Origin of the sequence: Arthrobacter sp. NPDC080073 (assembly GCF_040686575.1) — a bacterium.
In the GTDB taxonomy this organism is placed as follows: domain Bacteria; phylum Actinomycetota; class Actinomycetes; order Actinomycetales; family Micrococcaceae; genus Arthrobacter.
The window spans coordinates 79874-101734 of the sequence record NZ_JBFBKR010000009.1 but is presented as its reverse complement, the minus strand read 5'-3'; the positions used below and the strand labels follow the sequence as shown (position 1 = coordinate 101734).

The 21861-nt window shown below is 64.4% G+C and carries 19 protein-coding genes and 1 tRNA gene; 15 read left to right on the top strand and 5 right to left on the bottom strand.

Annotated features, from left to right (window positions below):
* Positions 1-41: 41 nt before the first annotated feature.
* On the bottom strand, positions 42-2810 hold the full coding sequence (gene aceE / locus AB0O52_RS12385) for a pyruvate dehydrogenase (acetyl-transferring), homodimeric type (protein ID WP_364537938.1): 2769 nt from the start codon (positions 2808-2810) through the stop codon (positions 42-44).
* Between the two features lie 400 nt (positions 2811-3210).
* Here aceE and AB0O52_RS12380 point away from each other — a divergent pair, with 400 nt between their 5' ends.
* From AB0O52_RS12380 to AB0O52_RS12335, 10 genes are all read left to right on the top strand, one after another.
* The gene (locus AB0O52_RS12380) at positions 3211-3633 is read left to right on the top strand and encodes a DUF3052 domain-containing protein (RefSeq protein WP_364537936.1); all 423 of its coding nucleotides are present in this window, start codon (positions 3211-3213) and stop codon (positions 3631-3633) included.
* Positions 3634-3644: 11 nt separating this feature from the next.
* A complete protein-coding gene (locus tag AB0O52_RS12375; RefSeq protein ID WP_364538055.1) occupies positions 3645-4133 on the top strand; it encodes a peroxiredoxin in 489 nt (162 codons plus the stop codon).
* Between the two features lie 5 nt (positions 4134-4138).
* The gene (locus AB0O52_RS12370; protein WP_364537934.1) at positions 4139-5095 is read left to right on the top strand and encodes a Sir2 family NAD-dependent protein deacetylase; all 957 of its coding nucleotides are present in this window, start codon (positions 4139-4141) and stop codon (positions 5093-5095) included.
* 56 nt (positions 5096-5151) lie between these two features.
* A tRNA-Val gene (locus AB0O52_RS12365) sits at positions 5152-5227 on the top strand.
* Positions 5228-5361: 134 nt separating this feature from the next.
* Positions 5362-6366 carry a LacI family DNA-binding transcriptional regulator gene (locus AB0O52_RS12360; protein ID WP_364537932.1) on the top strand — a complete coding sequence of 335 codons (1005 nt, stop codon included), beginning with the start codon at positions 5362-5364 and terminating at the stop codon, positions 6364-6366.
* Positions 6367-6471: 105 nt separating this feature from the next.
* On the top strand, positions 6472-6930 hold the full coding sequence (locus AB0O52_RS12355) for a hypothetical protein (RefSeq protein ID WP_364537930.1): 459 nt from the start codon (positions 6472-6474) through the stop codon (positions 6928-6930).
* A complete protein-coding gene (locus tag AB0O52_RS12350) occupies positions 6863-9565 on the top strand; it encodes a GH92 family glycosyl hydrolase (protein ID WP_364537929.1) in 2703 nt (900 codons plus the stop codon). Before AB0O52_RS12355 ends, AB0O52_RS12350 begins: the two co-directional genes overlap by 68 nt.
* A 127-nt stretch (positions 9566-9692) precedes the next feature.
* On the top strand, positions 9693-10232 hold the full coding sequence (locus tag AB0O52_RS12345; RefSeq protein ID WP_364537927.1) for an isoprenylcysteine carboxylmethyltransferase family protein: 540 nt from the start codon (positions 9693-9695) through the stop codon (positions 10230-10232).
* A gap of 276 nt (positions 10233-10508) precedes the next feature.
* Complete coding sequence (locus tag AB0O52_RS12340) at positions 10509-11306, top strand: IclR family transcriptional regulator (RefSeq protein WP_284751978.1); 798 nt, start codon at positions 10509-10511, stop codon at positions 11304-11306.
* Positions 11307-11482: 176 nt separating this feature from the next.
* Complete coding sequence (locus AB0O52_RS12335; protein WP_364537925.1) at positions 11483-12838, top strand: MFS transporter; 1356 nt, start codon at positions 11483-11485, stop codon at positions 12836-12838.
* Between the two features lie 175 nt (positions 12839-13013).
* Here AB0O52_RS12335 and AB0O52_RS12330 read toward each other — a convergent pair whose 3' ends face one another.
* A complete protein-coding gene (locus AB0O52_RS12330) occupies positions 13014-14081 on the bottom strand; it encodes a D-2-hydroxyacid dehydrogenase (protein WP_364537923.1) in 1068 nt (355 codons plus the stop codon).
* Between the two features lie 72 nt (positions 14082-14153).
* Between AB0O52_RS12330 and AB0O52_RS12325 the strand changes: the two genes are divergently transcribed.
* The 3 genes from AB0O52_RS12325 to AB0O52_RS12315 are packed head-to-tail and all read left to right on the top strand — an operon-like array spanning position 14154 to position 16908.
* On the top strand, positions 14154-15065 hold the full coding sequence (locus tag AB0O52_RS12325) for an NAD(P)-dependent oxidoreductase (protein WP_364537921.1): 912 nt from the start codon (positions 14154-14156) through the stop codon (positions 15063-15065).
* 14 nt (positions 15066-15079) lie between these two features.
* Positions 15080-15850 carry an SDR family oxidoreductase gene (locus tag AB0O52_RS12320; protein ID WP_364537919.1) on the top strand — a complete coding sequence of 257 codons (771 nt, stop codon included), beginning with the start codon at positions 15080-15082 and terminating at the stop codon, positions 15848-15850.
* A complete protein-coding gene (locus AB0O52_RS12315) occupies positions 15850-16908 on the top strand; it encodes an L-idonate 5-dehydrogenase (protein WP_364537917.1) in 1059 nt (352 codons plus the stop codon). Before AB0O52_RS12320 ends, AB0O52_RS12315 begins: the two co-directional genes overlap by 1 nt.
* Here the strand turns inward: AB0O52_RS12315 and AB0O52_RS12310 are convergent.
* Complete coding sequence (locus tag AB0O52_RS12310; RefSeq protein ID WP_364537915.1) at positions 16905-17639, bottom strand: FCD domain-containing protein; 735 nt, start codon at positions 17637-17639, stop codon at positions 16905-16907. The genes AB0O52_RS12315 and AB0O52_RS12310 overlap by 4 nt on opposite strands.
* A gap of 233 nt (positions 17640-17872) precedes the next feature.
* On the opposite strand from AB0O52_RS12310, the gene gndA reads away from it, so the two are divergent.
* Both gndA and AB0O52_RS12300 read left to right on the top strand, forming a co-directional pair.
* Positions 17873-19309, top strand: a complete 1437-nt coding sequence (gndA, locus tag AB0O52_RS12305) for an NADP-dependent phosphogluconate dehydrogenase (protein WP_364537913.1) — start codon at positions 17873-17875, stop codon at positions 19307-19309.
* Positions 19310-19432: 123 nt separating this feature from the next.
* The gene (locus AB0O52_RS12300) at positions 19433-20266 is read left to right on the top strand and encodes an oxidoreductase (protein WP_364537911.1); all 834 of its coding nucleotides are present in this window, start codon (positions 19433-19435) and stop codon (positions 20264-20266) included.
* Here the strand turns inward: AB0O52_RS12300 and epsC are convergent.
* Entirely contained in the window at positions 20263-20847 is a 585-nt protein-coding gene (epsC, locus tag AB0O52_RS12295) for a serine O-acetyltransferase EpsC (protein WP_284984325.1), read from the bottom strand. The two genes, AB0O52_RS12300 and epsC, sit on opposite strands and share 4 nt — an antisense overlap.
* Before the next feature lie 50 nt (positions 20848-20897).
* Positions 20898-21833 (bottom strand): cysteine synthase A, encoded by a 936-nt coding sequence (gene cysK / locus AB0O52_RS12290; protein WP_364537909.1) that lies wholly within the window; start codon positions 21831-21833, stop codon positions 20898-20900.
* Positions 21834-21861: the final 28 nt, after the last annotated feature.

Here is a 21861-nt window from a genome sequence, read left to right as displayed (position 1 = left end):
TGCCGGCCGCCGTCGGAATGTTGCCTGGCTTCGCTGGAGGCTTAGCTTTCGCCGCCTGCCCCTCCGGTGGTGCCGGCGTTGACATCGAGGAGACTGTACTTCTCGATTGCCTGGGCTGCCGCCTGGGCGTCGACTTCTCCTCGGCGGCCGAGGAGTTGCAGGGTTTTCACGACGATGGAGTGGGTGTCGTTTTTGAAGAAGCGGCGTGCGGCCTGGCGGGTGTCGGAGAATCCGAAGCCGTCGGCGCCGAGGGAGGCGAATTCGTTGGGGATGAATTGGCGGATCTGGTCCGGGACGGCCTTCATGTAGTCGGTGACGGCGATGACCGGTCCGGTGGCGCCGGCGAGTTGCTGGGCGACGAACGGGGTGCGGGGTTCTTCGCCGGGGTTCAGGAAGGCGTGTTCTTCGGCGGCGAGTCCGTCGCGTCGGAGTTCGTTCCAGGAGGTCACGGACCAGACGTCGGCGGAGACTCCCCAGTCCTGGGCGAGGACTTTCTGGGCTTCCAGGGCCCAGGGGACCGAGACGCCGGAGGCCAGGAGCTGGGCGCGGGGGCCGTCTGTTTTGGCCGGGGCCAGGAGGTAGATGCCCTTCAGGAGGCCCTGGATGTCGAGGTTTTCCGGTTCCGCGGGCTGGGTGATGGGTTCGTTGTACACGGTGAGGTAGTACATCAGGTTTCTGTCGGCCGAGTTCTCGCCGTACATGCGTTCGAGTCCGTCGCGGATGATGTGGCCGATTTCGTAGCCGTAGGCGGGGTCGTAGGTGAGCACGGCGGGGTTGGTGGAGGCCAGGATGGGGGAGTGTCCGTCGGCGTGTTGGAGTCCTTCGCCGGTGAGGGTGGTCCGTCCTGCGGTGGCGCCGATGATGAAGCCGCGGGTCATTTGGTCCGCGGCGGCCCAGAAGGCGTCGCCGGTGCGTTGGAAGCCGAACATGGAGTAGAAGACGTAGATCGGCACGAGGGGTTCGCCGTGGGTGGCGTAGGCGGTGCCGGCGGCGGTGAAGGCCGCGACGGCGCCGGCTTCGTTGATGCCGGGGTGGATGAGCTGGCCCATGGGGGATTCCTTGTAGGCCAGGACGAGGTCCCGGTCCACGGAGAGGTAGTTCTGGCCCTTGGGGTTGTAGATCTTCGCGGTGGGGAAGAACGCGTCCATGCCGAAGGTCCGGGATTCATCCGGGACGACCGGGACGAAGCGTGTGCCGAAGTTCTTGTCCCGCATGAGGTCCTTCAGGAGCCTCACGAAGGCCATGGTGGTGGCGGCCTGCTGCTTGCCGGAGCCGCGCTTGGCGACCTCGTAGGACTTCGCGTCCGGCAGCACCACGGGGGTGTGCGTGGAGCGGCGTTCGGGCACGGACCCGCCCAGGGCCGCGCGGCGGTCCATCATGTACCGGATTTCCGGGGCGTCCATGCCGGGGTGGTAGTACGGGGGCCGGTACAGGTCGGTGTCGAGCTGGGCGTCCGTGATGGGGATGCGCAGGTGGTCGCGGAAGGCCTTGAGGTCTTCCATGGTGAGTTTCTTCATTTGGTGGGTCGCGTTGCGGCCCTCGAAGTGGGGTCCGAGTCCGTAGCCCTTGACGGTCTTGGCCAGGATCACGGTGGGTTTGCCCTTGAACTCGGTCGCGGCCTTGTACGCGGCGTAGACCTTGCGGTAGTCGTGGCCGCCGCGTTTGAGGTTCCAGATCTGCTCGTCGTCCAGGTCCGCGACCATGTCCTTGGTGGCCGGGGTCTTCCCGAAGAAGTGTTCGCGGACGAACCCGCCGGATTCGGCCTTGTAGGTCTGGTAGTCCCCGTCGACGGTTTCGTTCATGATCTTCACCAGGGACCCGTCGGTGTCCTTGGCCAGCAGCTCATCCCATTCCCGGCCCCAGACGACCTTGATGACGTTCCAGCCCGCGCCGCGGAAGAACGCTTCGAGTTCCTGCATGATCTTCCCGTTGCCCCGCACCGGCCCGTCCAGGCGCTGGAGGTTGCAGTTGATCACGAAGTTCAGGTTGTCCAGGTTCTCGTTCGCGGCGAGCTGGAGCAGGCCGCGGGACTCGGGCTCGTCCATTTCCCCGTCGCCCAGGAACGCCCAGACCTGCTGCCCGGAGGTGTCTTTGAGGCCGCGGTCGTGCAGGTAGCGGTTGGACTGGGCCTGGTAGATCGCGTTCATCGGGCCGATGCCCATGGACACGGTCGGGAATTCCCAGAACGCGGGCATCAGGCGCGGGTGCGGGTAGGAGGACAGCGCGTGGCCCTGCTTGGACTTTTCCTGCCGGAACCCGTCCAGGTCCTCCTCGGAGAGCCGGCCTTCCATGAACGCCCTGGCGTACATGCCCGGGGACGCGTGTCCCTGGAAGAAGACCTGGTCCCCGCCCGAGGGGTGGTCCTTGCCGCGGAAGAAATGGTTGAAGCCGACCTCGTACAGGGTCGCGGCCCCGGCGTAGGTGGAGATGTGCCCGCCGACCCCGATGTCCGAGCGCTGGGCCCGGTGCACCATGACGGCCGCGTTCCAGCGCATGTACGCCCGGTACCGGCGCTCGAACTCCTCGTTGCCCGGGAACGGCGCTTCCTGGTCCGCCGGGATCGTGTTCACGTAATCGGTGGTCGTCACCATCGGCACCCCCACCGACTGGGACCCCGCCCGCTGAAGCAGGCTGCGCATGATGAACTGCGCCCGCTCCGTGCCCTGCTCCCTGATCAACGCATCCAAAGACTCAGCCCACTCGGCAGTCTCTTCCGGATCACGATCAGGCAGCTGGGAAGTCAACCCGCTAAGGATGTGTGAGGTCTCTTCTCCTGCAGCCACGTCCAACCTCTCTTTTGGCGCATTCATCGTCGCCTCAGGTCCGGCAGGGTAACTGCCCGTCATGAACGCGGCGTGTGCGACATATCGGTTACAACAGCCCGGTCATGTGCGCCGGGCAGGTTCTGTTGAGCTCGAGCTGCGCTATTCGCGGCGGGCGGTTGCCCTGCAGCCAAAGTCTTCACTGGCCACTGTAGCTTTGTACGAGCCGCGATGCGTAGCCGCGCGGTCGTGAAGGCGTTGTATGTCACACTCAAGCTGTTACATCGAAGGCAGTTGTCGCTGCGGCCATGGCTACGGCCCCGAATGTCACCGTGGCTTTAGCCGTGGCTAGGGCGCGGATTATGGTGGAACGCGGGACAATGGCTTGAAGCACACGCCCAAAGGGTGTTGGCTTGTAGTAATCGAAATCACTTCAAGAGGAGGAAACGTGAGCGAGGCCGACGCCGCCACATCGGTAAATGTGGCGGAAAGATTGGGTTTCAAAGATGGGGATCTAATTCAGGAACTCGGTTACGACGATGATGTCGATTTCGATTTGCGTGATGACATTGAGGAACTCACGGGTTCCGAGCTGCTTGACGAAGACGATCACGAGGTAGTGGACGCGGTCATTTTCTGGTGGCGCGATGGTGATGGAGACCTGGTCGACGCACTAGTTGATTCACTGACCACCTTGGGTGAAGGCGGCGTGGTCTGGGTACTGACCCCCAAGTCGGGCCGCGACAACTACGTTTCTCCCTCGGAGATCCAGGACGCTGCTCCCACCGCCGGCCTGCATTACACTACCTCCGCAGGCGTCTCCAAGGACTGGAGCGCCACGCGGCTTGTGGCGCGCAAGAAGAACAAGTGACTCACACCAGGTTGACCCCTCCCGGACTGCGTCCGGGAGTTCCCGTTGTGGGCCAGGAAGCCCCGGATTTTGAGCTTGTGAACCAGTTCGGGGAGCCGGTTCGCCTGTCCGAGCTTCGCGGCCGCAACGTGGTAGTGGTCTTCTATCCCTTCGCCTTCTCTGGAATCTGCACCGGGGAGTTGTGCGAGATCCGCGACAATCTGGGTATTTTCGAACACGCCAACGCCACAGTTCTCGGGGTGTCCGTGGACAGCAAGTTCGCTTTGCGGGCTTACGCGGACAAGGAAGGCTATGAGTTCGATCTTTTGGCGGACTTCTGGCCGCACGGGGAAGTAGCCCAAAAGTATGGCGTGTTTGATACAGCTACCGGCATGTCCTTGCGGGGCACTTTCATCATCGATGCCGCGGGCATCATCCGCTATGTCGTGGTCAATCCGCGCGGCCAGGCACGCGACTTAGCGGAATATCGCGAGGCTTTGTCCGCACTTGGCCAGGCCTAGCGCGGATGAGCGCCCAACGGCCCGGCGTCGGAATGACCGGCTTCGCCATACATCCGCCGGCACCCACAGTTGAGTTGGATGCAGGCGAGTTGGACGTTTTGCGCCAAGCCGCCGGGATCCTGGGCGGCAAGCGGTTTGCTGTCCTGACAGGAGCCGGCCTCAGCACCGACTCCGGAATCCCGGACTACCGCGGCCCCGGAGCCGCGCCGCGGAATCCGATGACCTTCCAGGAGTTCATCGGAAGCGCCGCCAACGGGCGCCGGTATTGGGCGAGGAACCACCTTGGCTGGTCGCACCTCCGGCATGCGGACCCCAATGCCGGGCACGCCGCCGTCGCCCTCCTTGAGCGGCGCGGGCTGATCACGGGGCTCATCACGCAGAACGTGGACCGTCTGCACGAGGACGCGGGCAGCATCAATGTGGTCGACCTGCACGGCCGCTACGATCGCGTGATCTGCCTTAACGGGGGACACGTCTTCACCCGGCGGCTCGTGGCGTCGATTCTTGAGGAAATCAATCCCGGCTTCCTCGAAGCCGCGCAGGCTTTAGGCGTCGTGGAGATGGCACCCGACGCGGACGCCTCGGTGGAGGATCCCGAGCTCATCCGGTCGTTCGTCGTCGCCGTTTGTCCCGTGTGCGGGGGAACCCTCAAACCCGACTTCGTGTACTTCGGTGAAAATGTGCCCAGGGACCGGGTGCAGCGCGCCTATTCCATGGTGGACGATGCCGCGGCGTTGCTGGTGGCAGGTTCTTCGTTGACGGTAATGAGCGGGCTGAGATTCGTGAGGCACGCAGCCAAACTCGGCAAGCCGGTAGTGATCATCAACCGTGGGCCGACCCGCGGGGACGGGTTCGCGAACCTCAAAGTGGAAGCCGGAGTCAGCGGCGCGCTGGCCTGGCTTGCCGCCGAGCTTCCCGACTTGCTGCCTCTCGGGCAGCCGATTGGTGTTCCAGGCGAATGATCCGGTAGAGTACATGTTCGTTGGTTGAAGCGCTGAGGGTGCTGAAATCAGTCTTTGGGTCTTTAGCTCAGCTGGTAGAGCGCCACGTTTACACCGTGGATGTCATCGGTTCGATCCCGGTAGGACCCACCAGGAAAGAAGAGCCCCTGAACTGCGAATACGCAGCTCAGGGGCTCTTTTCAAATATGCAACGCGGAATGGTTTCGGAAAAGGACGCAGGTGACGGGGTGAGAGCGGCTACCGAGCGTCCAAATCCCCGTGCCACGATGAAAGACGTCGCACGGGTCGCCGGAGTCGGCGTCGGCACGGTCTCCCGGGTCGTCAACGGCAAGTCGAACGTGAGCGAGGAGAGCATCGCCGCGGTCAACGCTGCGATCGAGAGCCTCGGATTCCGTCGCAACGACAGTGCCAGGATGCTCAGAACCGGGGAGACGGCCAGTATCGGGCTGCTGGTCGAAGATGTCGCGGACCCGTTCTTCTCCCTGCTGAACCGCTCCGTGGAGGAGGAGGTCCTCCGACGCGATTCAGTGCTCCTGACAGCCTCCTCGGACAAGGATCCGGAGCGCGCCCGCAAGATGATCCTCACCTTCTGCGCCCGCCGGGTCGACGGCCTGGTGATCACTCTCCCCGAAGGCGGCGACGAGGAATACCTGCGTGCCGAGCTCGACGCCGGTACGAGTATGGTCTTCGTTGACCGCCCGCCGCGCGTGCTCGACGTCGACTCCGTGATCGTGGACAACCGCGGCGGCGCGCGCACCGGCGTCGCGCATCTCATCGGCTACGGGCATAGGCGGATCGCGTGCTTCACCGATCGGCCGGACCTCTATACCGCGAGCGAACGCATCGCCGGCTATCGGGCTGCGCTCGAGGAAGCGGGCATCCCGTTCGACCCCGAACTCGTCTACTCCAGCGCGACGACACGGGAACCGGTGGACGAGCCCCTCGGGCGGATGCTGGCGTCGAATGACCCGCCGACCGCGGTTTTCGCCGGCAACAATCGCACGAGCATCAACGTGATCGGCGCGCTGCGTATCCTCAACACGTCGCTGGCGATCGTGGGTTTTGACGACTTCGAACTTGCCGACGTCGTCGTGCCCGGGATCACAGTGGTGGCGCAGGACCCGAAGGCGATGGGGCAGATCGCGGTGGGGATGCTCTACAAGCGCCTGGACGGCGATGTCTCGCCCTCGCGGAGGATCACGCTGGACACCCGTCTCATTGTGCGGGGCTCGGGAGAGCTGAGCCGCGACGCAGTGCTCGCCGCGCGCTGACACCAGTTCGGAAGCCCCTGTAAATCCCACTTTGACCGGCACTCATCTCGGTCGCTACTTCTTCGCCGTTGACGCGATCGAGGTGCGCTCAGTAGACTCGGCCGCGTGGAAACGTTTCCACGCACCGCTATCCGCCACCGCTCGACGGCGGACGCCGGTGATGAGCGTCGATGCTCGGTACCCGTGAGCCAGGTCAAGGAGGACACCCCCACGATGTCAAGCCCACACGACAGTCCGGCGTTACGCCCAGGGAGCAGGTGGGGGCCACGTCGTTCGCGGCTCGCGCCGGCGATGGCGGTCGCGGCCGCGCTCGCGATCGGAACTCCGGTGGAGGCAACCGCAGCCCCCGCCGCCACTGACCTTTCCAAGGAGGTCAACCCGTTCGTCGGCACCGAGAGCGAGGGCAACGCCTACCCGGGGGCGACGCTCCCGTTCGGAATGGTCCAGCTCAGTCCTGACAACACCAACACCTACGGTTCCACGTCGTACAGCCACGATGCCGGTCGCGGTGTGGGGCTTCAGCCACCGGCACGTCAACAGCGCTGGTTGCCCCGCCGCCGGTGAGTTCCTGGCCTCGCCCAGCACCACCGCCACGCCCACAACCTCGCGGCGGTTCACGGGCATCCAATCCGGAAGCGAGTCCGCCACAGCCGGTTACTACGGTGTCACTCTGGACAACTCCGTCAAGGTCGATCTCTCGGCCACCACCAGAGTGGGCGCGCACAAGTACACCTTCCCGGCCGGCACGACCTCCAATCTCTCGTTCAACACGGGTCAGACGCTGCGCACCGCCGGCGCGAGTTCGGTCTCCTGGGTCGATGGGACCACCCTCGAGGGCTGGATCGACAACGGCGGATTCTGCAGCGGCAACGAGAAGAAGTCCCGCTACTACTTCAGCGCCACCTTCGACCGCGCTCCGCTTTCGACGGGCACATGGGGCACCAACGCCCAGTTCGTCGTCGGCCGGAACTCCAGCGAGGTCACCAACGGCAACAACGGTTTCGTCGCCACGTTCGATACCACTACCGACCGCGATGTCGAGGTGAGCGTCGGGGTCTCATACGTGAGCGTCGAAGGCGCCCGCGGTAACCGGATCGCGGAGGCGACCTCAAGCGGCACTCGGGTGCCGTTTGACCAGATCCGCGCGAAAGCCCGCGACGCCTGGAACGCCGAACTCGGCCGGTTCGAAATCACTGCGTCCGCCGAGCAGCGCAGGATCTTCTACACCCAGCTGTACAAGGCGCTGCTGTCACCGACCATCGGCAGCGACGTCGACGGCCGGTACACGGGAATGGACGCCAAGACTCACACCGCGGACGGCTGGAACTACTACCAGACGTTCTCGCTCTGGGACACCTACCGCACGCAGGCGACGTTCCATGCTCTGTTCGCAAAGAACCGCACTGCCGACATCGTCCGGTCGATGTACCAGGCCCGGGTCGAGGGCGGTTGGTTCCCGCGCTGGTCGCTCGGCTCGGTCGAGACGAACATCATGGCCGGCGACCCGGTCTCGCCATGGATCGCCGAGAACTTCACGCTCGGCACCGTGCCCGCCGATATCGCCGACCGGATGTGGGACCATCTCGTCGAGAACGCCACGACGGCGCCTCCCGCCGGCGTCGCATCCGTCGGCCGGCAGAGCGCCGCGTTCTACCTGGCCAAGGGCCACATCCCCTTCTACCCGGAGTCGGGCAGCGGCCTCGGCGGCCAGTTCGAAGAGTACCGCCACGGCGGCTCGGCCACGATGGAGTTCGCCGCTGCGGACGCCAGCATCGGCTCGGCCGCACAGCGTCTGGGCAAGACCGCGCAGGCCGCGGAATTCCTGGCCCGTGGCACCAACTGGTCGAAGCTCTGGAACCCGGATGTCACACTCAGCGGCGGTTTCAAAGGTGTCGTCAACGCCGTCACCCCCGACGGGAAGTTCGTCTCTGTTCCCGAGCTCTCGGATGTGACCCGGTCCGGTTTCCACGAAGGCACCCCCTGGCACTACCAGTGGATGGCGACGCAGGATGTGGTCGGTCTGCAGCAGAAGATGGGTGGTCGCGATGAATTCGTCAAGCGACTCGACTACTACTTCAACCAGCCTGCCCTCCAATCTGCTCCGGGGGTCTCTCCGGGTAGCTGGGCCGCTGGTGGCAGTACGTACTACACGAGCATCGGGTACAACCCGGGCAACGAGCCGATGATGATGAACCCCTGGCTGTACGGCTTCGTCGGTGAGCCGGCCAAGACGAACGATGTGCTCGCGGCCAACCTCAACCGCTTCCCGAACACCCCCGGCGGCGGAGTCGGCAATGACGACCTCGGCACCCTCGCCTCCTGGTATGTGATGGCCTCGCTCGGCATCCAGCCGGTGGCGCCCGGCTCCGGGATCATGGCGCTCAACGCCCCCAAGGTCCAGGCCGCCGCCATCACCCTTGAGAGCGGTGAAAAGCTGCGGATCACTGCTGCAGGCGCGAAGGAGTTGCTCCCGAGCTACATCGCCGGTGTGACTGTGAACGGCAAAGAGCACACGGCTGCCTGGGTCGACGTGGACGAGCTTCGGAACGGCGGCCGGCTCGACTTCGCGCTGTCCGGAAGCAAGACTGGCCTCAGCTGGGCCACGGCCCGGAAAGACTGGATCCCGAGTGTCTCCGCTCCCCGCAAGGCCACTCCGGTGATCGTGCCGGGTGCGGACTTGACCGCGATCGCCGGCCGGGAGAAGACAGTCGAGGTCGCGCGCGTCACATTCGCCGGTGCTGCCGAACCCATCACCGCAACGGTGTCGTGGGCAGGGAAAGACCCGGTCGCGGCAACTGTGACCGAGGACAACGGCGCCTGGGTGATCAGTTCCACCTCGACGTTCCCGGCTGCCGGAACCGTGAGGGGAGTGGTGAGCATCGCGAGTGCCTCGAACACGCCGAGGTTCTCGCCAGCGCTGTTCGAGCCGACCTCGGCCAACCTCACGGTTGTGGTCGGCGCCGCACCCGTCGACCCACCGGTCAAACCACCGGTCACTCCGCCCGTCGTCCTGCCGGTCAATCCGCCCGTCGACGCCGGGGTCACCGTGGTTCCCCCAACCACCGGAACCGTTAAGGCAACGAGCGGACTGGCCGATACCGGCATGGCCCCAATGGTGTTCTCCCTCACGCTCGCAGCTCTCGCCGCTATTGCACTCGGCTCGGCCTTGGTGATTCGCCGCAAGCGAGCGAACAGCTAGGAGACTGCCGACCAAGGAAGAAGAGCCCCTGATCTGCGAAAACGCAGCTCAGGGGCTTTCCTTCTATTCCGGGTACGTTCGTGTCCTGATGGTTGCCGCCAATCGTTCGGCGGTTCAGAATGGCAGCATGACGGCATCCGGAGATGCAGCGCGTGAGAAGAGGCTGGCGAAAATAGGTACAGCGGTGTTCGCCGCAGCTCCGGCTACCGCCGCCGGTTTGTTGCCGTGGGTTGTGACCCGCTGGAAAGTGCAACAGCCGGTGCCCGGCGGACTGGCGGCCCAGTGCGCAGGTGTTCTCCTGGTCGGCGCAGGCGCGGCCGTGATCACCAATTCGTTTGCGCGGTTCGCCCTGGAGGGAATGGGCACGCCCGCACCCTTTGCGCCGCCGAAGAACCTGGTGGTCAGCGGTTTCTACCAGTTCGTGCGGAACCCCATCTACGTAGGCGTTGGCGCTGCGATCACCGGACAGGGCCTGCTGCTGGGACAACCTAAGCTTTTTGGCCTTGCCGCGCTGGGCGCAATTCCCGTGGTGGCTTTCGTCAGGCTGTATGAGGAGCCAACGCTGGCAAGGAGGTTCGGCGCCGAGTATGAGGACTACCGTGCCAACGTTCCGCGCTGGCTGCCACGGCTCACACCCTGGCGGCAGCAGGGCCAGCGGCGCACCTGATTCGAGCCGGGAAAGTGGAAGAGCTCTCCACCGCGACTATTGGGGGATGCCGCGGTGGAGAGCTCATAGATGAATATACAGAGAATTTTTGGATATGGAAAGGAAGCCGCTCTCCGTCCGGCGCGTCCCATCCCGGCACCGAGCCACTATGATGGTGGTTGTTCAGTGGATTGAACAAGCGCGACTGCCGCGGACCGGAGTTCCGCTGCCCCTGGGTAGCGTTTCTGCCTGGCACGCGCCCACTCTGCGCCAGACGCACGATTGCGAAGGAGAATCATGGCCGATTCCCGCACCCCCCGTTCCGCCGAGGGATTGGGGAGCTCCTCGCCGGCGCCCGCCGTGACCCGCGCAGCCGCAGTCTTGGATGCCTTGGCGGAGGCACCTTCGGGCCGGCTGACGCTGAGCGACCTTTCGAGGGAGCTCGGGATTCCGAAGTCTTCCACGTCGAACCTGCTGCTCGCTCTTGAGGAGGCCCGGCTCATTACCCGCGAAGGTGCCGACTTTTCACTGGGCCGGAAGCTGGTTGAGCTTGGCGCCGCGTATCTCAGCAGGCTCGATGAAGTCCAGGAGTTTTACAAGTTCTGCGAGCAGGCACCAACGCTCTCCGGCGAAACCGTGCGGATCGCGATGATCGACGGCGACCACATCATCTACCTGGCGCGCTACGAAGGGCACCCGGCCGTCCGGCTCACGTCGAACATCGGCGACAAAATGCCGCTTTCCTTGAGCGCCGTCGGAAAGGTTCTCCTGGCCCAGCTTCACGACCATGACATCGAGGCGATGTTCCCGGACGACGTGGAGCTCCCTGTCATGACCCCGAAGTCCCTGCGGAGTGCCGCCGAGCTCAAAGCCCAGGTCGCCGCGATCCGGAAGCAGGGCTATGCCCTGGAGGACGAGGAATCCACGCTCGGCGTGGTTTGCCTTGCCGTGCCCGTGCCGACCCACGGGGCGCACGGCCCCAGTCTCGGTCTCTCGGTGACAGCCCTAAAGGCCACTTTTTCCGAGGAGCAGGCTGCCCTGATGGTGAAGGAACTCAAGGAGCTCGCCCACTCGCTGGGCAACCCGATGGGGTAGCGGATCCCGCCGCCCGGCCGGTCATAAGCCCGCCGCCCGGCGGGGTCATAAATAAATCTGATTACACCACTTGAAACTTGTCCAACGTGCTGTACTCTGTTCACTATAGTGATTCACGCCATGGCGGCTGACACTATCTCGCCAGGCCAACGGGGGTCTGGGGTGTTCTTGAGGGAGTGCTTGTGACAACTCGTACTAAGACAAAGCTTGCTGAGACGGACGGCGCAGTAGTTGAGCCGGAACAGCTGCGAAGGGCAACTCTTGCCAGCTCCGTAGGATCCGCCCTGGAGTACTACGACTTCTACATTTACGGCCTGGCTTCGGCCCTGATCTTCGGACCGCTGTTCTTCAAGCCCTTGGGTGAAAGCGGCGCATTGATCGCGTCGTTCGCCACGTATGGCGTCGGATTCGCGGCGCGGCCCTTCGGCGGTATCTTCTTCGGATTCATCGGTGACCGCTTCGGCCGCAAGATGGTCCTTCTGATGACCATTGGCATGATGGGCCTCGCCAGCTTCGCCATTGGCTTGCTGCCGACGTTCGACCAGGCCGGCATGCTCGGCGCTGTCCTCCTGGTGACGCTCCGTATTATCCAGGGCCTCGGTGCCGGTGCGGAACAGGCGGGCGCAACCACGCTGATCTCCGAAGTCGCTCCGCCCAAGCGCCGCGGCTACTTCGCTTCACTTCCGTTCGTTGGCATCCAGCTTGGAACCCTCCTCGGCGCCGGCACCTTCGCCCTGATTGGCATGGCCAACAAGAGCGTGCTCGAAGGCTGGCTGTGGCGTGTGCCTTTCCTCGCCAGCTTCCTGCTGATCGTCGTCGCAATCTTCATCCGTCTCAGGCTGAAGGAAACCCCGGTGTTCCAGGAGTTGGAGAAGCACAAGAACGTGGTGAAGAACCCCGTTGGAGAGCTCTGGAAGCACTCCAAAAAGAACGTGCTGGTGGGCATCGGCCTCCGCATGGGCGAGAACGGCAACTCCTCGATCTACTCGGCACTGCTCATCTCATTCATGTCCGTCAAGGAAGGCGTCTTCCCGGGCGACAAGTTCATCGGCCCGGTCGGTCTCTTGATCGCCGCCGGATTTGCCGCCGTCATGGTGGTTACGTTCGGTGCCTTGTCTGACCGAATCGGTCGCGTCAAGGTCTACCGCTATGGAGCCCTGTTCCAGGCAATCTTCGCGATTCCCGCCTTCTACCTGGTGACCCTCGGCAACGTGACCCTCGTGTGGGCCGTCATGGTGGTCGGCATCGCCCTCGGCGTGCAGTCCATGCTTGGCCCGCAGTGCCCGCTTCTGCCCGAACTCTTCGGCTCGCAGTACCGCTTCACCGGCGTCGCCCTGAGCCGGGAACTGTCTGCGGTCCTGGCCGGCGGACTCGTGCCCCTCGTTGGCGTCGCACTCCTTGCCGCTACGGGCAACTCCTGGGTGGTCCTGGCGGTCTACTCGCTGGTCCTGGCGCTGATTTCGTACATCACCACCTTCTTCACCCCGGAAACGGCTGGCCGCGACCTCCTTTCCCTGGAAGACGCGAAGTAGCTAGTCCCGTACCCCGAGGTACGCAAGCAGCGACGGCCCCCTCCGAAATTCGGAGGGGGCCGTCGCTTTGTTGCGCCGCCCCACACAGTAAGCCCCGCACAGTAAGCCCCACACAGCAAAGCGGCCCCTCCGGAAATACCGGAGGGGCCGCCAGGACGCGCTGGTTGTTCGCGCTTTAGTAGAAGTGCACCGTATCCACGAGGTGGGGGAGCTCCCCGCCGTCGAGGAACGTACGCAGGTTGCTGACGAAACGCTCGGCAATGAGGCGGTTCTCAGCCGCGCTGAGTGCCGACGTATGCGGAGAGACCATGACCTTGGGATGGTTCCACAGTGGGCTGTCCTGGGGGAGCGGCTCGACGGCGAAGACGTCAAGGCAGGCGTAGGACACCTGGCCGTTGTCCAGGGCTTCGAGGAGGGCCTCCTCGTCAACCACGGTTCCACGGCCAACGTTGACAAAGACCGTTCCGGGCTTCATGGCCGAGAAAACCTCGCGGTTGAAGAGCTTTTCCGTGTACGGCGTACCGGGCAGGGTGTTGACGACGGCATCGGCCGTGGCCAGGAGTCCTGCCAGGCCATCGTTGTCCGAGACCTCGTCGATTCCTTCGATCGCTTCGACGTTCCGCTTGGTTCCGCTGACCTTCATGCCGAGTGCGCGGGCGATGCGGGCGGTCTCAAGGCCGATTTCGCCGAGGCCCGTGACGACCAGCTTGGAGCCGTTGACAAGTTTGGTGGGGGTCCGCAGCTCCGGCCAGACCTTCGCAGCCTGGTCCTGCGCGAGTTCCGCGCTCCGCTTGAAGCCATTGAGGATGCCAAGGGCGGCAAACTCGGCAAGCGGAAGGGCGTGCACGCCTGCGGAGGTGGTCACCTTGAACTTCTGCAGGGTCTCGCTGTCGAGGCCGGAAGCCTTGACGGCGCCACCGGCGCCCGCTGCCATGGCGTGGATCCACTGCAGGTGCGGGTTGCTCAGGGCGATGCGGGCCAGCCCGGCCGGGTTCTCATTGGGGAAGCCGTAAAGGACCTGTGCCTTGTTCAGCATGGACCAGTAGCGCTCCTCTTGTTCCGGGGTGCGCTTGAAATCCGGATCGCCGGAGTGGTCGGCCGGAAAGCGCTCCGGGGGAAGAAGTTCGGGTTCGTAAAGGACAGTAATGCGGGGATCCACTGCGCGGATACGCTCCACATGCTCAGCTTCGAGCGGGACCGCGATCGCGATGGCAAGTTCATCAGTCGTCATAGTGTTCATCATACTGAATTGCGGCTAGGATATTGAACAGTTTTTGAGAATATGAACCACAAAGAAGTGAGGTGCAAACGGAACATGACTGCCAGGACCGTAGGTTTCGTGGGGCTCGGGCTCATGGGATTCCCCATGGCCGCCAATCTACTTGCCGGCGGCTGGGAAGTGACCGCCTGGAACCGTTCGGCCGAGGCGCTGGCCGAACTGGAGAAGCTCGGCGGGAAACGTTCGGAATCGGTTGCCGGGCTCCGGGACCAAGCCGTGATCATTTTCATGCTTCCGGATCTCTCCTATATCCAGGACGCAGCCGCGCCGCTGCTCGACTCCTGGCGTTCCAGCGCGCCGGTTCCGGGAACCACGATCCTCATCATGAGCAGCGTGTCTCCCACGGCCGTCCAGGAATTCGGCCGGACGGTCCAGGACGCCAGCGGCGGGAACGCGGTCGTCGTCGACGCCCCGGTCAGCGGGGGCACCAAGGGGGCGCAGGACGGCACGCTGGCCATCATGGTGGGAGCCAGCGAAGAAGACTTCCAGCGCTCGCTTCCCGTGCTCCAATCCATGGGCACCACGGTCCGCCGCATGGGCAACCTGGGTGCCGGTTCGCTGGCGAAGGCCTGCAACCAGCTGATCGTCGGGACCACGACGGCGGCGCTCGCGGAAGCAGCCGAACTCGCCGAGCGCTCGGGCATGGATGCTTCTGCCCTCTTCGATGTCCTGGCCGGTGGACTCGCCGGAAGCCGGGTCCTGGAGATCGTCGGCCCACGCCTGGCAGCCAAGGACTACGCGCCCACGGGTCCCGCGAAGTTCATGCACAAGGACCTCAATTTCGTGCTCGAAAGCGCCGAAGCGGCCGGTGCCGCTGTCCCGATGGCGACTGCCGGCGTCGAACTCTACCGCGAACTGATTGATCAGGGCCTCGGCGACCAGGACCTCGCAGTTGTCCGCCAGGCCATCGCCAACCTCAGCGACTCTTCCCTAAGCCCCTTGAACTAAGTAAGGAATCAACCATGAGTGGACTCTTTGATCTCACCGGGCGCGTTGCGCTCGTTACCGGATCCAGCCGCGGCATCGGCAACGCGCTGGCCCGCGGATTGGCCGACGCCGGTGCGACCGTTGTCCTCAACGGGATCAACGCCGAGCGGCTCAAGGACGCGGAAGCGGCCATGGCGGCGGACTTCGGGCCCGGCCGCATCCACAGCTGTGCGTTCGACGTCACCAGCGATACCGAGGCCTCCCGCGGTGTTGCCTGGGTCGAGGAGAACGTCGGCCCCCTCGATATCCTCGTCAACAATGCCGGAATCCAGCACCGCGTTCCGATGCTGGACTTGGATGTAAAGGACTGGGACCGGGTCATCACCACTGACCTGACAAGCGCCTTCCTCGTAGGACGTGAAGCAGCCCGCCACATGATCCCCCGGGGCCGCGGCAAGATCATCAACATCTGCTCCGTGCAGACTGACCTGGCGCGCCCCACTATTGCACCCTATGTCGCCGCCAAGGGTGGACTGCGCAACCTGACCCGCGCCATGACCGCCGAATGGGCGGCCTCCGGACTCCAGATCAACGGCATCGCTCCGGGTTACATCCACACTGAGATGACCCAGAACCTCGTGGACGATCCCGACTTCAACTCCTGGATCCTCGGCCGGACGCCGGCCCACCGATGGGGCACCGTGGCGGATCTCGCCGGCCCGGCGGTATGGCTTGCCTCCGAGGCTTCGAACTTCGTCAACGGGCAGACGATCTTCGTCGACGGCGGAATGACGGTGGTCGTCTAATGAGCGATTTCCAGCTTCCCCAGTCCTCACCCGCGGTGGTGGCCCACGCCGCCGGCGACCTTCGCATCGAGGACATAGCCCTCGTTGTTCCTACCCCTGACCAGGCCGTCGTCGAGATCGCCTACGGTGGCATCTGCGGCTCGGACCTGCACTACTGGCTCCATGGCGCGGCGGGGGAATCGATCCTCAAGGCTCCCATGGTGCTCGGCCACGAAATCGTCGGCACCGTCGTCCAGCAGGCCGCCGATGGCAGCGGCCCGGCAGCCGGAACCGCCGTCGCAGTTCATCCGGCAACCCCCGCTCCGGGTGCCGCCAGGTATCCGGAAGACCGGCCCAACCTATCGCCGGGGTGCACCTACCTCGGCAGTGCAGCGCGGTACCCGCACACGGACGGCGCCTTTAGCCGCTACGCCACCCTGCCGTCCCGCATGCTCCGGGCCCTTCCGGCCACGCTGGACTTGCGCACGGCGGCGCTTGTGGAGCCGGCCAGCGTTGCCTGGCACGCCGTCTCCCGCGCAGGTGACGTGGCCGGAAAGACGGCGCTGGTGATCGGAAGCGGTCCGATCGGCGCGCTGGCAGTAGCCGTCCTCAAGCGCGCGGGGGCAACCCGGATCGTGGCAGTCGACATGCACGACAAGCCACTTGAGATCGCGCGTGCAGTGGGCGCCGACGAAGTTCTCAAGGGCGATGACGCAGAGGCAATTGCCGCCGTGGAAGCCGACGTCGTCATTGAGTCCTCCGGCAGCCACTTCGGACTGGCGTCGGCCATCAAGGGCGCAGTACGCGGCGGCAAGGTGGTCATGGTCGGGCTGCTGCCCTCGGGACCGCAGCCGGTCTTCATTTCGCTGGCCATCACCCGTGAGCTCGAACTGTTCGGTTCCTTCCGTTTCAACAACGAGATTGACGAGGTCATTGCGGCGCTCGCGGACGGTTCGCTCTACGTGGATCCGGTGGTGACCCACGAATTCACGCTGGACCGCGGCCTGGAGGCCTTCGAGGTGGCCAGGAACTCCGCCGAATCCGGAAAGGTCCTGCTGAACTTCCAGCCGGTGGCCTAAGCACGCGGCCGTTCGACTGGAACAAATACCCGGGGCTGGCCTTCCCAGCCCGGCGACAGGTCCGCGATGGTCTCCCGCATGATGTTGGACGAGGCCTCGCGGGCCTTGTCGCCGTCCCCGTCCCTGATGCCCTGGGCTACATCCAGATGCCATTGCAGGGCAGCTTCCTTCGGATGTTCCGGCATAAGGCCGTGAACTGTCCGGCCGGTGAGTGTCTCCGCGACCTGCCCGATCAGGTTTGCGAACATTTCATTGCCGGAACCGGAGAGGACCAGCGCGTGAAAGCGGATGTCGAGGTCCAGAAAGGTGGGCATGTCGCCCGCACGGCCCGCTTCCCGCATGGCCAGGGAGATGTCCACCAGCTCGCTTCGCAGGGACTCGGGAGCGTTTTCGGCGGCCAGTTCCGCGGCTACGGGCTCGACGGCGGAGCGGAGTTCGGCGAGGGAGCGCAACTGTGCGCCGCGGCCTTCTCCAGCCAACCGCCAGCGGATGACAAGCGGATCGAAGGGATTCCAGCGATGCGCCGGGAGGACCCGGATGCCAACACGCTTGATGGTTTCCACCAGTCCCAGAGACTGCAATACCCTGACGGCCTCACGTACCACCGACCGCGACACTTTGAGTTCCTCCTCAAGGTGCTCAGCCAACATGACGTGACCGGTGGGGAGCTTACCGCCGACGATCCGGGTACCGAGGTGCTCGACCGCGCGGTAGTGGAGACTGGTTGACATAGTCGTAAGCATAGTGGCGTTGACCGCCCTGCCACCGGAAGCCCGGGCGCCGGCGAACTCCCCAGAGGACGAGCTCGCAACATAGACTCTTTTGTGACGCGGACGTTTCCAAAACGTGGGCGCAACTTTCCCAGACGTGGTCCGAATACGTATGGTTTATTCCAGCTACTGCTCTAGAAAGCGTTTCCTCGCTCTTAGCAGGACTCGATGCACAAGAATGAATTGGAGTTTTGATGTCAGCACACATCGGTGTCACCGGCCTCGCGGTGATGGGCGCCAATCTGGCCCGCAACCTGGCCCGCAACGGCTTCACCGTTGCCCTCCACAACCGCTCCGTCGAGAAGACCGACGCCCTGCTGGCCAAGCACGGCACGGACGGCGACTTCATCCGCACGGAAACCCTCCAGGAACTCGTGGACTCCCTCGAGAAGCCCCGCCGAGTCCTGATCATGGTGAAGGCCGGCAAGCCGGTTGACGCCGTCATCGACCAGCTCGTCCCCTTGCTGGAACCCGGTGACATCGTGATCGACGCCGGCAACTCGCACTACGAGGACACCCGCCGCCGCGAATCCGCGCTGGCCGAGAAGGACCTGCACTTCGTGGGCGTCGGCGTTTCCGGCGGCGAAGAGGGGGCCCTCAACGGCCCCTCCATCATGCCCGGCGGTTCCAAGGAGTCCTACGAGGCTCTGGGCCCGCTGCTCGAAAAGATCTCCGCCAAGGTTGACGGCAAGCCCTGCTGCGCGTGGATAGGCACCGACGGCGCCGGACACTTCGTCAAGATGGTCCACAACGGCATCGAATACGCCGACATGCAGGTCATCGGTGAAGCCTTCGATCTCCTGCGCTCCGGCGCTGGCATCGAGCCGGCCGAGCAGTCCAAGATCTTCGCCGAATGGAACAAGGGCGAACTCGCTTCCTTCCTGATCGAAATCTCCGCAGAGGTCCTGGGCCACGTCGACGCCAAGACGGGCAAGCCGTTCGTCGATGTGGTCGTCGATGCTGCCGGGCAGAAGGGCACCGGCCGCTGGACGGTCATCTCCGCACTCGAGCTCGGCTCCCCGGTTTCGGGCATCGCGGAGTCCGTCTTCGCCCGGGCCCTCTCTTCCCAGGCAGAACAGCGCAAGCTGGGCCAGGAGCTGCTCGCGGGCGAGGAAATCGCCGTCGAGGTCCCCGAAGACTTCGTCGAGGACGTCCGCCAGGCGCTCTACGCTTCCAAGCTCGTTTCCTACGCCCAGGGCCTGGACATGCTGACCTCCGCCGCGAAGGAATACGGCTGGGACCTCAAGCTCGATGAAATCGCTTCGCTGTGGCGCGGCGGCTGCATCATCCGCGCCGAGCTGCTCAAGGAAATCACCAACGCCTACGCAGCCGAGGAGAAGCCAGCCAACTTGCTGTTCGCACCGGCCTTCACCAAGGCGATCGCCGGCGCCCTGCCGGCATGGCGCCGCGTCGTGGCAACGGCCGTGCAGCTGGGCATCCCGGTTCCCGTGTTCTCCTCCTCGCTGGCCTACTACGACGGACTTCGCCGCAAGCGCCTCGCCGCAGCCGTCATCCAGGGACAGCGCGACCTCTTCGGCGCACACACCTACGGCCGCGTGGACGCCGAAGGAACCTTCCACACCCTCTGGGGCGAAGACAAGTCCGAGATCTCGGCAGTCGACACCCACTAGGGACCCTGCTGCCCCACTCGGTTCACGGCTAAGGCCGGCACTTCCGCGTTACTGTGGAGGCGCCGGCCTTTGCCGTAGGTACGTCCTGAAGGAATCACCATCCGCCGCACGAGGGAGCAGTCCATGCCGCAACGCGTCGCATTTGTCACAGGTGCGTCAACCGGAATCGGTTTCGAAGCCGCCATCAAGCTCAGCAAAACAGGGATGATCGTGTACGCAGGGGCGCGGCGGGTCGAAAAGATGGAACCGCTCAAAGCCCACGGAATCAAGGTGTTGCCCCTGGACGTCACTGAGGATGACTCGATGAAGGCCGCCGTGGACCTTATCCTGGCCGAGCAGGGGCGGCTCGACGTGCTGGTCAACAACGCCGGATATGGCTCCTATGGTTCCTTGGAAGAGGTCCCGCTGGACGAGGGCCGGCGCCAGTTCGAGGTCAACGTCTTCGGTCTCGCCCGGATGTCTCAGCTGGTGATTCCGGTGATGCGGGCTGCGGCTTCGGGCAGGATCATCAACGTGTCCTCGATCGGCGGCAAAATGTATGAGCCCCTGGGAGCGTGGTACCACGGAACCAAATTCGCCGTCGAGGGCCTCAGCGATTCGCTCCGCCTGGAACTGAAGCCCTATGGCATCGACGTGGCAATCATCGAACCTGCCGGCACCGACACGGAATGGGGAACCATCGCCGGGGAGAGCCTGCTGATGGTCTCGGGACATGGACCCTACCGCGAGCAGGCCGGGATCGTGGCGGCCGCCCTTGCATCGACGTCGGGAACCGCTCTTTCGACTCACCCGCGTACTGTGGCGGGCGCCATAGTCCATGCGGCGACTTCGCGGAGGCCCAGGACCCGCTACCCGGTGGGCAGGGGTGCCTGGACCATTCTGGCCTTGCGGAGGGTGCTTCCCGACCGGGCCTTCGACACAGTTTTCTGGAACGCCTACAAACGCTTTTCCGGTTAGATCCGGTACTCGATGTAGTACTCGGCGGGGTCGACGGCGGGTTTCGTTTCGCTCTTGGCATCACGGTGCCGCCACGTCGCGGGAACGCCGGTGATGATCGATTCAGGCGGTGCGTCCTTGACCACGACGGCGTTGGCGCCGATCGCACTGTCGGCGCCTATGGTGATGGGACCAAGGACCTTGGCTCCGGCTCCGATGGTGACCCGATCCCCGATGGTGGGATGGCGCTTGACCTTGGCCAAGGACCGGCCACCCAGCGTCACTCCGTGGTAGATCATGACGTCTTCGCCGATCTCGGCGGTCTCGCCGATCACCACGCCCATGCCGTGGTCAATGAAGAACCTGCGGCCGATGGTCGCCCCGGGGTGGATCTCGATCCCGGTCAGGAACCGGGCAAGCTGGGAAATGAGCCGTGCCGGGAAGCGCAGCTCAGGGTGTTGCCACAATTTGTGCGTCACGCGGTGTGCCCAGATGGCATGCAGGCCGGAGTAGGCAAAAAAGTTCTCAAAGGAGCCTCGGGCCGCCGGGTCATGTGACCGGGCGGCCTCGAGGTCCTCCATAAGTCTTGCGAAGAAGCTCACAAAGACCTTTCTACAGGAAATGAAAGAAAGCGGTTGCGCGGGGTCCGCAATCAGCCGCGAATATCGTCAAAAAGCACGGTGGAGATGTAACGTTCGCCGAAGTCGGGAACGATTGCCACGATGAGCTTGTCCTTGTTCTCCGGACGCTTCGCGAGCTGCAGTGCACCCCAGACGGCTGCGCCGGCAGAGATGCCGCCCAGGATGCCCTCCTTGGTGCCAAGGGCGCGTGCGGTGGCCACCGAGTCCTCGAGGGTTGCGTCGAGAACCTCGTCATAGACGTTGGTGTCCAGGATTTCCGGGATGAAGTTCGCACCCAGGCCCTGGATCTTGTGCGGGCCGGGGGCGCCGCCATTCAGGATGGGGGAGTCCTTGGGCTCGACGGCCACGATCTGGATCTCCGGCTTGCGCTCCTTCAGGACCTGCCCGACGCCGGTGATGGTGCCGCCCGTGCCGACTCCGCCGACGAAGATGTCCACGCCGCCCTCGGTGTCCGCCCAGATTTCCTCGGCAGTGGTTGTGCGGTGGATCTCCGGGTTTGCCTCGTTGGCGAACTGCTGGGCCCAGACGGAGTTTTCCGTGTTGGCGACGATTTCCTGGGCCTTTTCGACGGCACCGCGCATGCCTTCAGAGCCCGGAGTCAGGACGATCTCAGCACCGTAAGCGCGCAGCATGACACGGCGCTCGGTGGACATGGTCTCCGGCATGGTCAGGATGACCTTGTAACCGCGCGCCGCGCCGACCAAGGCCAGCGCGATGCCGGTGTTGCCGGAGGTTCCCTCGACGATCGTGCCACCGGGCTTCAGCGCACCGGACTTCTCGGCAGCATCGACGATCGCGACGCCGATGCGGTCCTTGACGCTATTGGCGGGGTTGTAGAACTCCAGCTTCACGGCAACCGTGGCATCCAAGCCTTCGGTGAGCCTGTTCAAGCGGACCAGGGGGGTTCCGCCGATCAGCTGGGTGACGTCGTCGTAGATCCGTGCCATGTAATCATGCCTATTCTCTGAATGCGCT

Bases quoted from the DNA above. Each gene is read 5' to 3' on its own strand.
- AB0O52_RS12330 (WP_364537923.1), bottom strand. From the start codon at position 14,081: ATGATGAACACTATGACGACTGATGAACTTGCCATCGCGATCGCGGTC.
- AB0O52_RS12310 (WP_364537915.1), bottom strand. From the start codon at position 17,639: ATGTCAACCAGTCTCCACTACCGCGCGGTCGAGCACCTCGGTACCCGG.
- AB0O52_RS12320 (WP_364537919.1), top strand. From the start codon at position 15,080: ATGAGTGGACTCTTTGATCTCACCGGGCGCGTTGCGCTCGTTACCGGA.
- AB0O52_RS12315 (WP_364537917.1), top strand. From the start codon at position 15,850: ATGAGCGATTTCCAGCTTCCCCAGTCCTCACCCGCGGTGGTGGCCCAC.
- AB0O52_RS12370 (WP_364537934.1), top strand. From the start codon at position 4,139: ATGAGCGCCCAACGGCCCGGCGTCGGAATGACCGGCTTCGCCATACAT.
- gndA (WP_364537913.1), top strand. From the start codon at position 17,873: ATGTCAGCACACATCGGTGTCACCGGCCTCGCGGTGATGGGCGCCAAT.
- cysK (WP_364537909.1), bottom strand. From the start codon at position 21,833: ATGGCACGGATCTACGACGACGTCACCCAGCTGATCGGCGGAACCCCC.
- AB0O52_RS12360 (WP_364537932.1), top strand. From the start codon at position 5,362: ATGAAAGACGTCGCACGGGTCGCCGGAGTCGGCGTCGGCACGGTCTCC.
- AB0O52_RS12340 (WP_284751978.1), top strand. From the start codon at position 10,509: ATGGCCGATTCCCGCACCCCCCGTTCCGCCGAGGGATTGGGGAGCTCC.
- AB0O52_RS12300 (WP_364537911.1), top strand. From the start codon at position 19,433: ATGCCGCAACGCGTCGCATTTGTCACAGGTGCGTCAACCGGAATCGGT.
- AB0O52_RS12350 (WP_364537929.1), top strand. From the start codon at position 6,863: ATGCCGGTCGCGGTGTGGGGCTTCAGCCACCGGCACGTCAACAGCGCT.
- AB0O52_RS12345 (WP_364537927.1), top strand. From the start codon at position 9,693: ATGACGGCATCCGGAGATGCAGCGCGTGAGAAGAGGCTGGCGAAAATA.
- AB0O52_RS12325 (WP_364537921.1), top strand. From the start codon at position 14,154: ATGACTGCCAGGACCGTAGGTTTCGTGGGGCTCGGGCTCATGGGATTC.
- aceE (WP_364537938.1), bottom strand. From the start codon at position 2,810: ATGAATGCGCCAAAAGAGAGGTTGGACGTGGCTGCAGGAGAAGAGACC.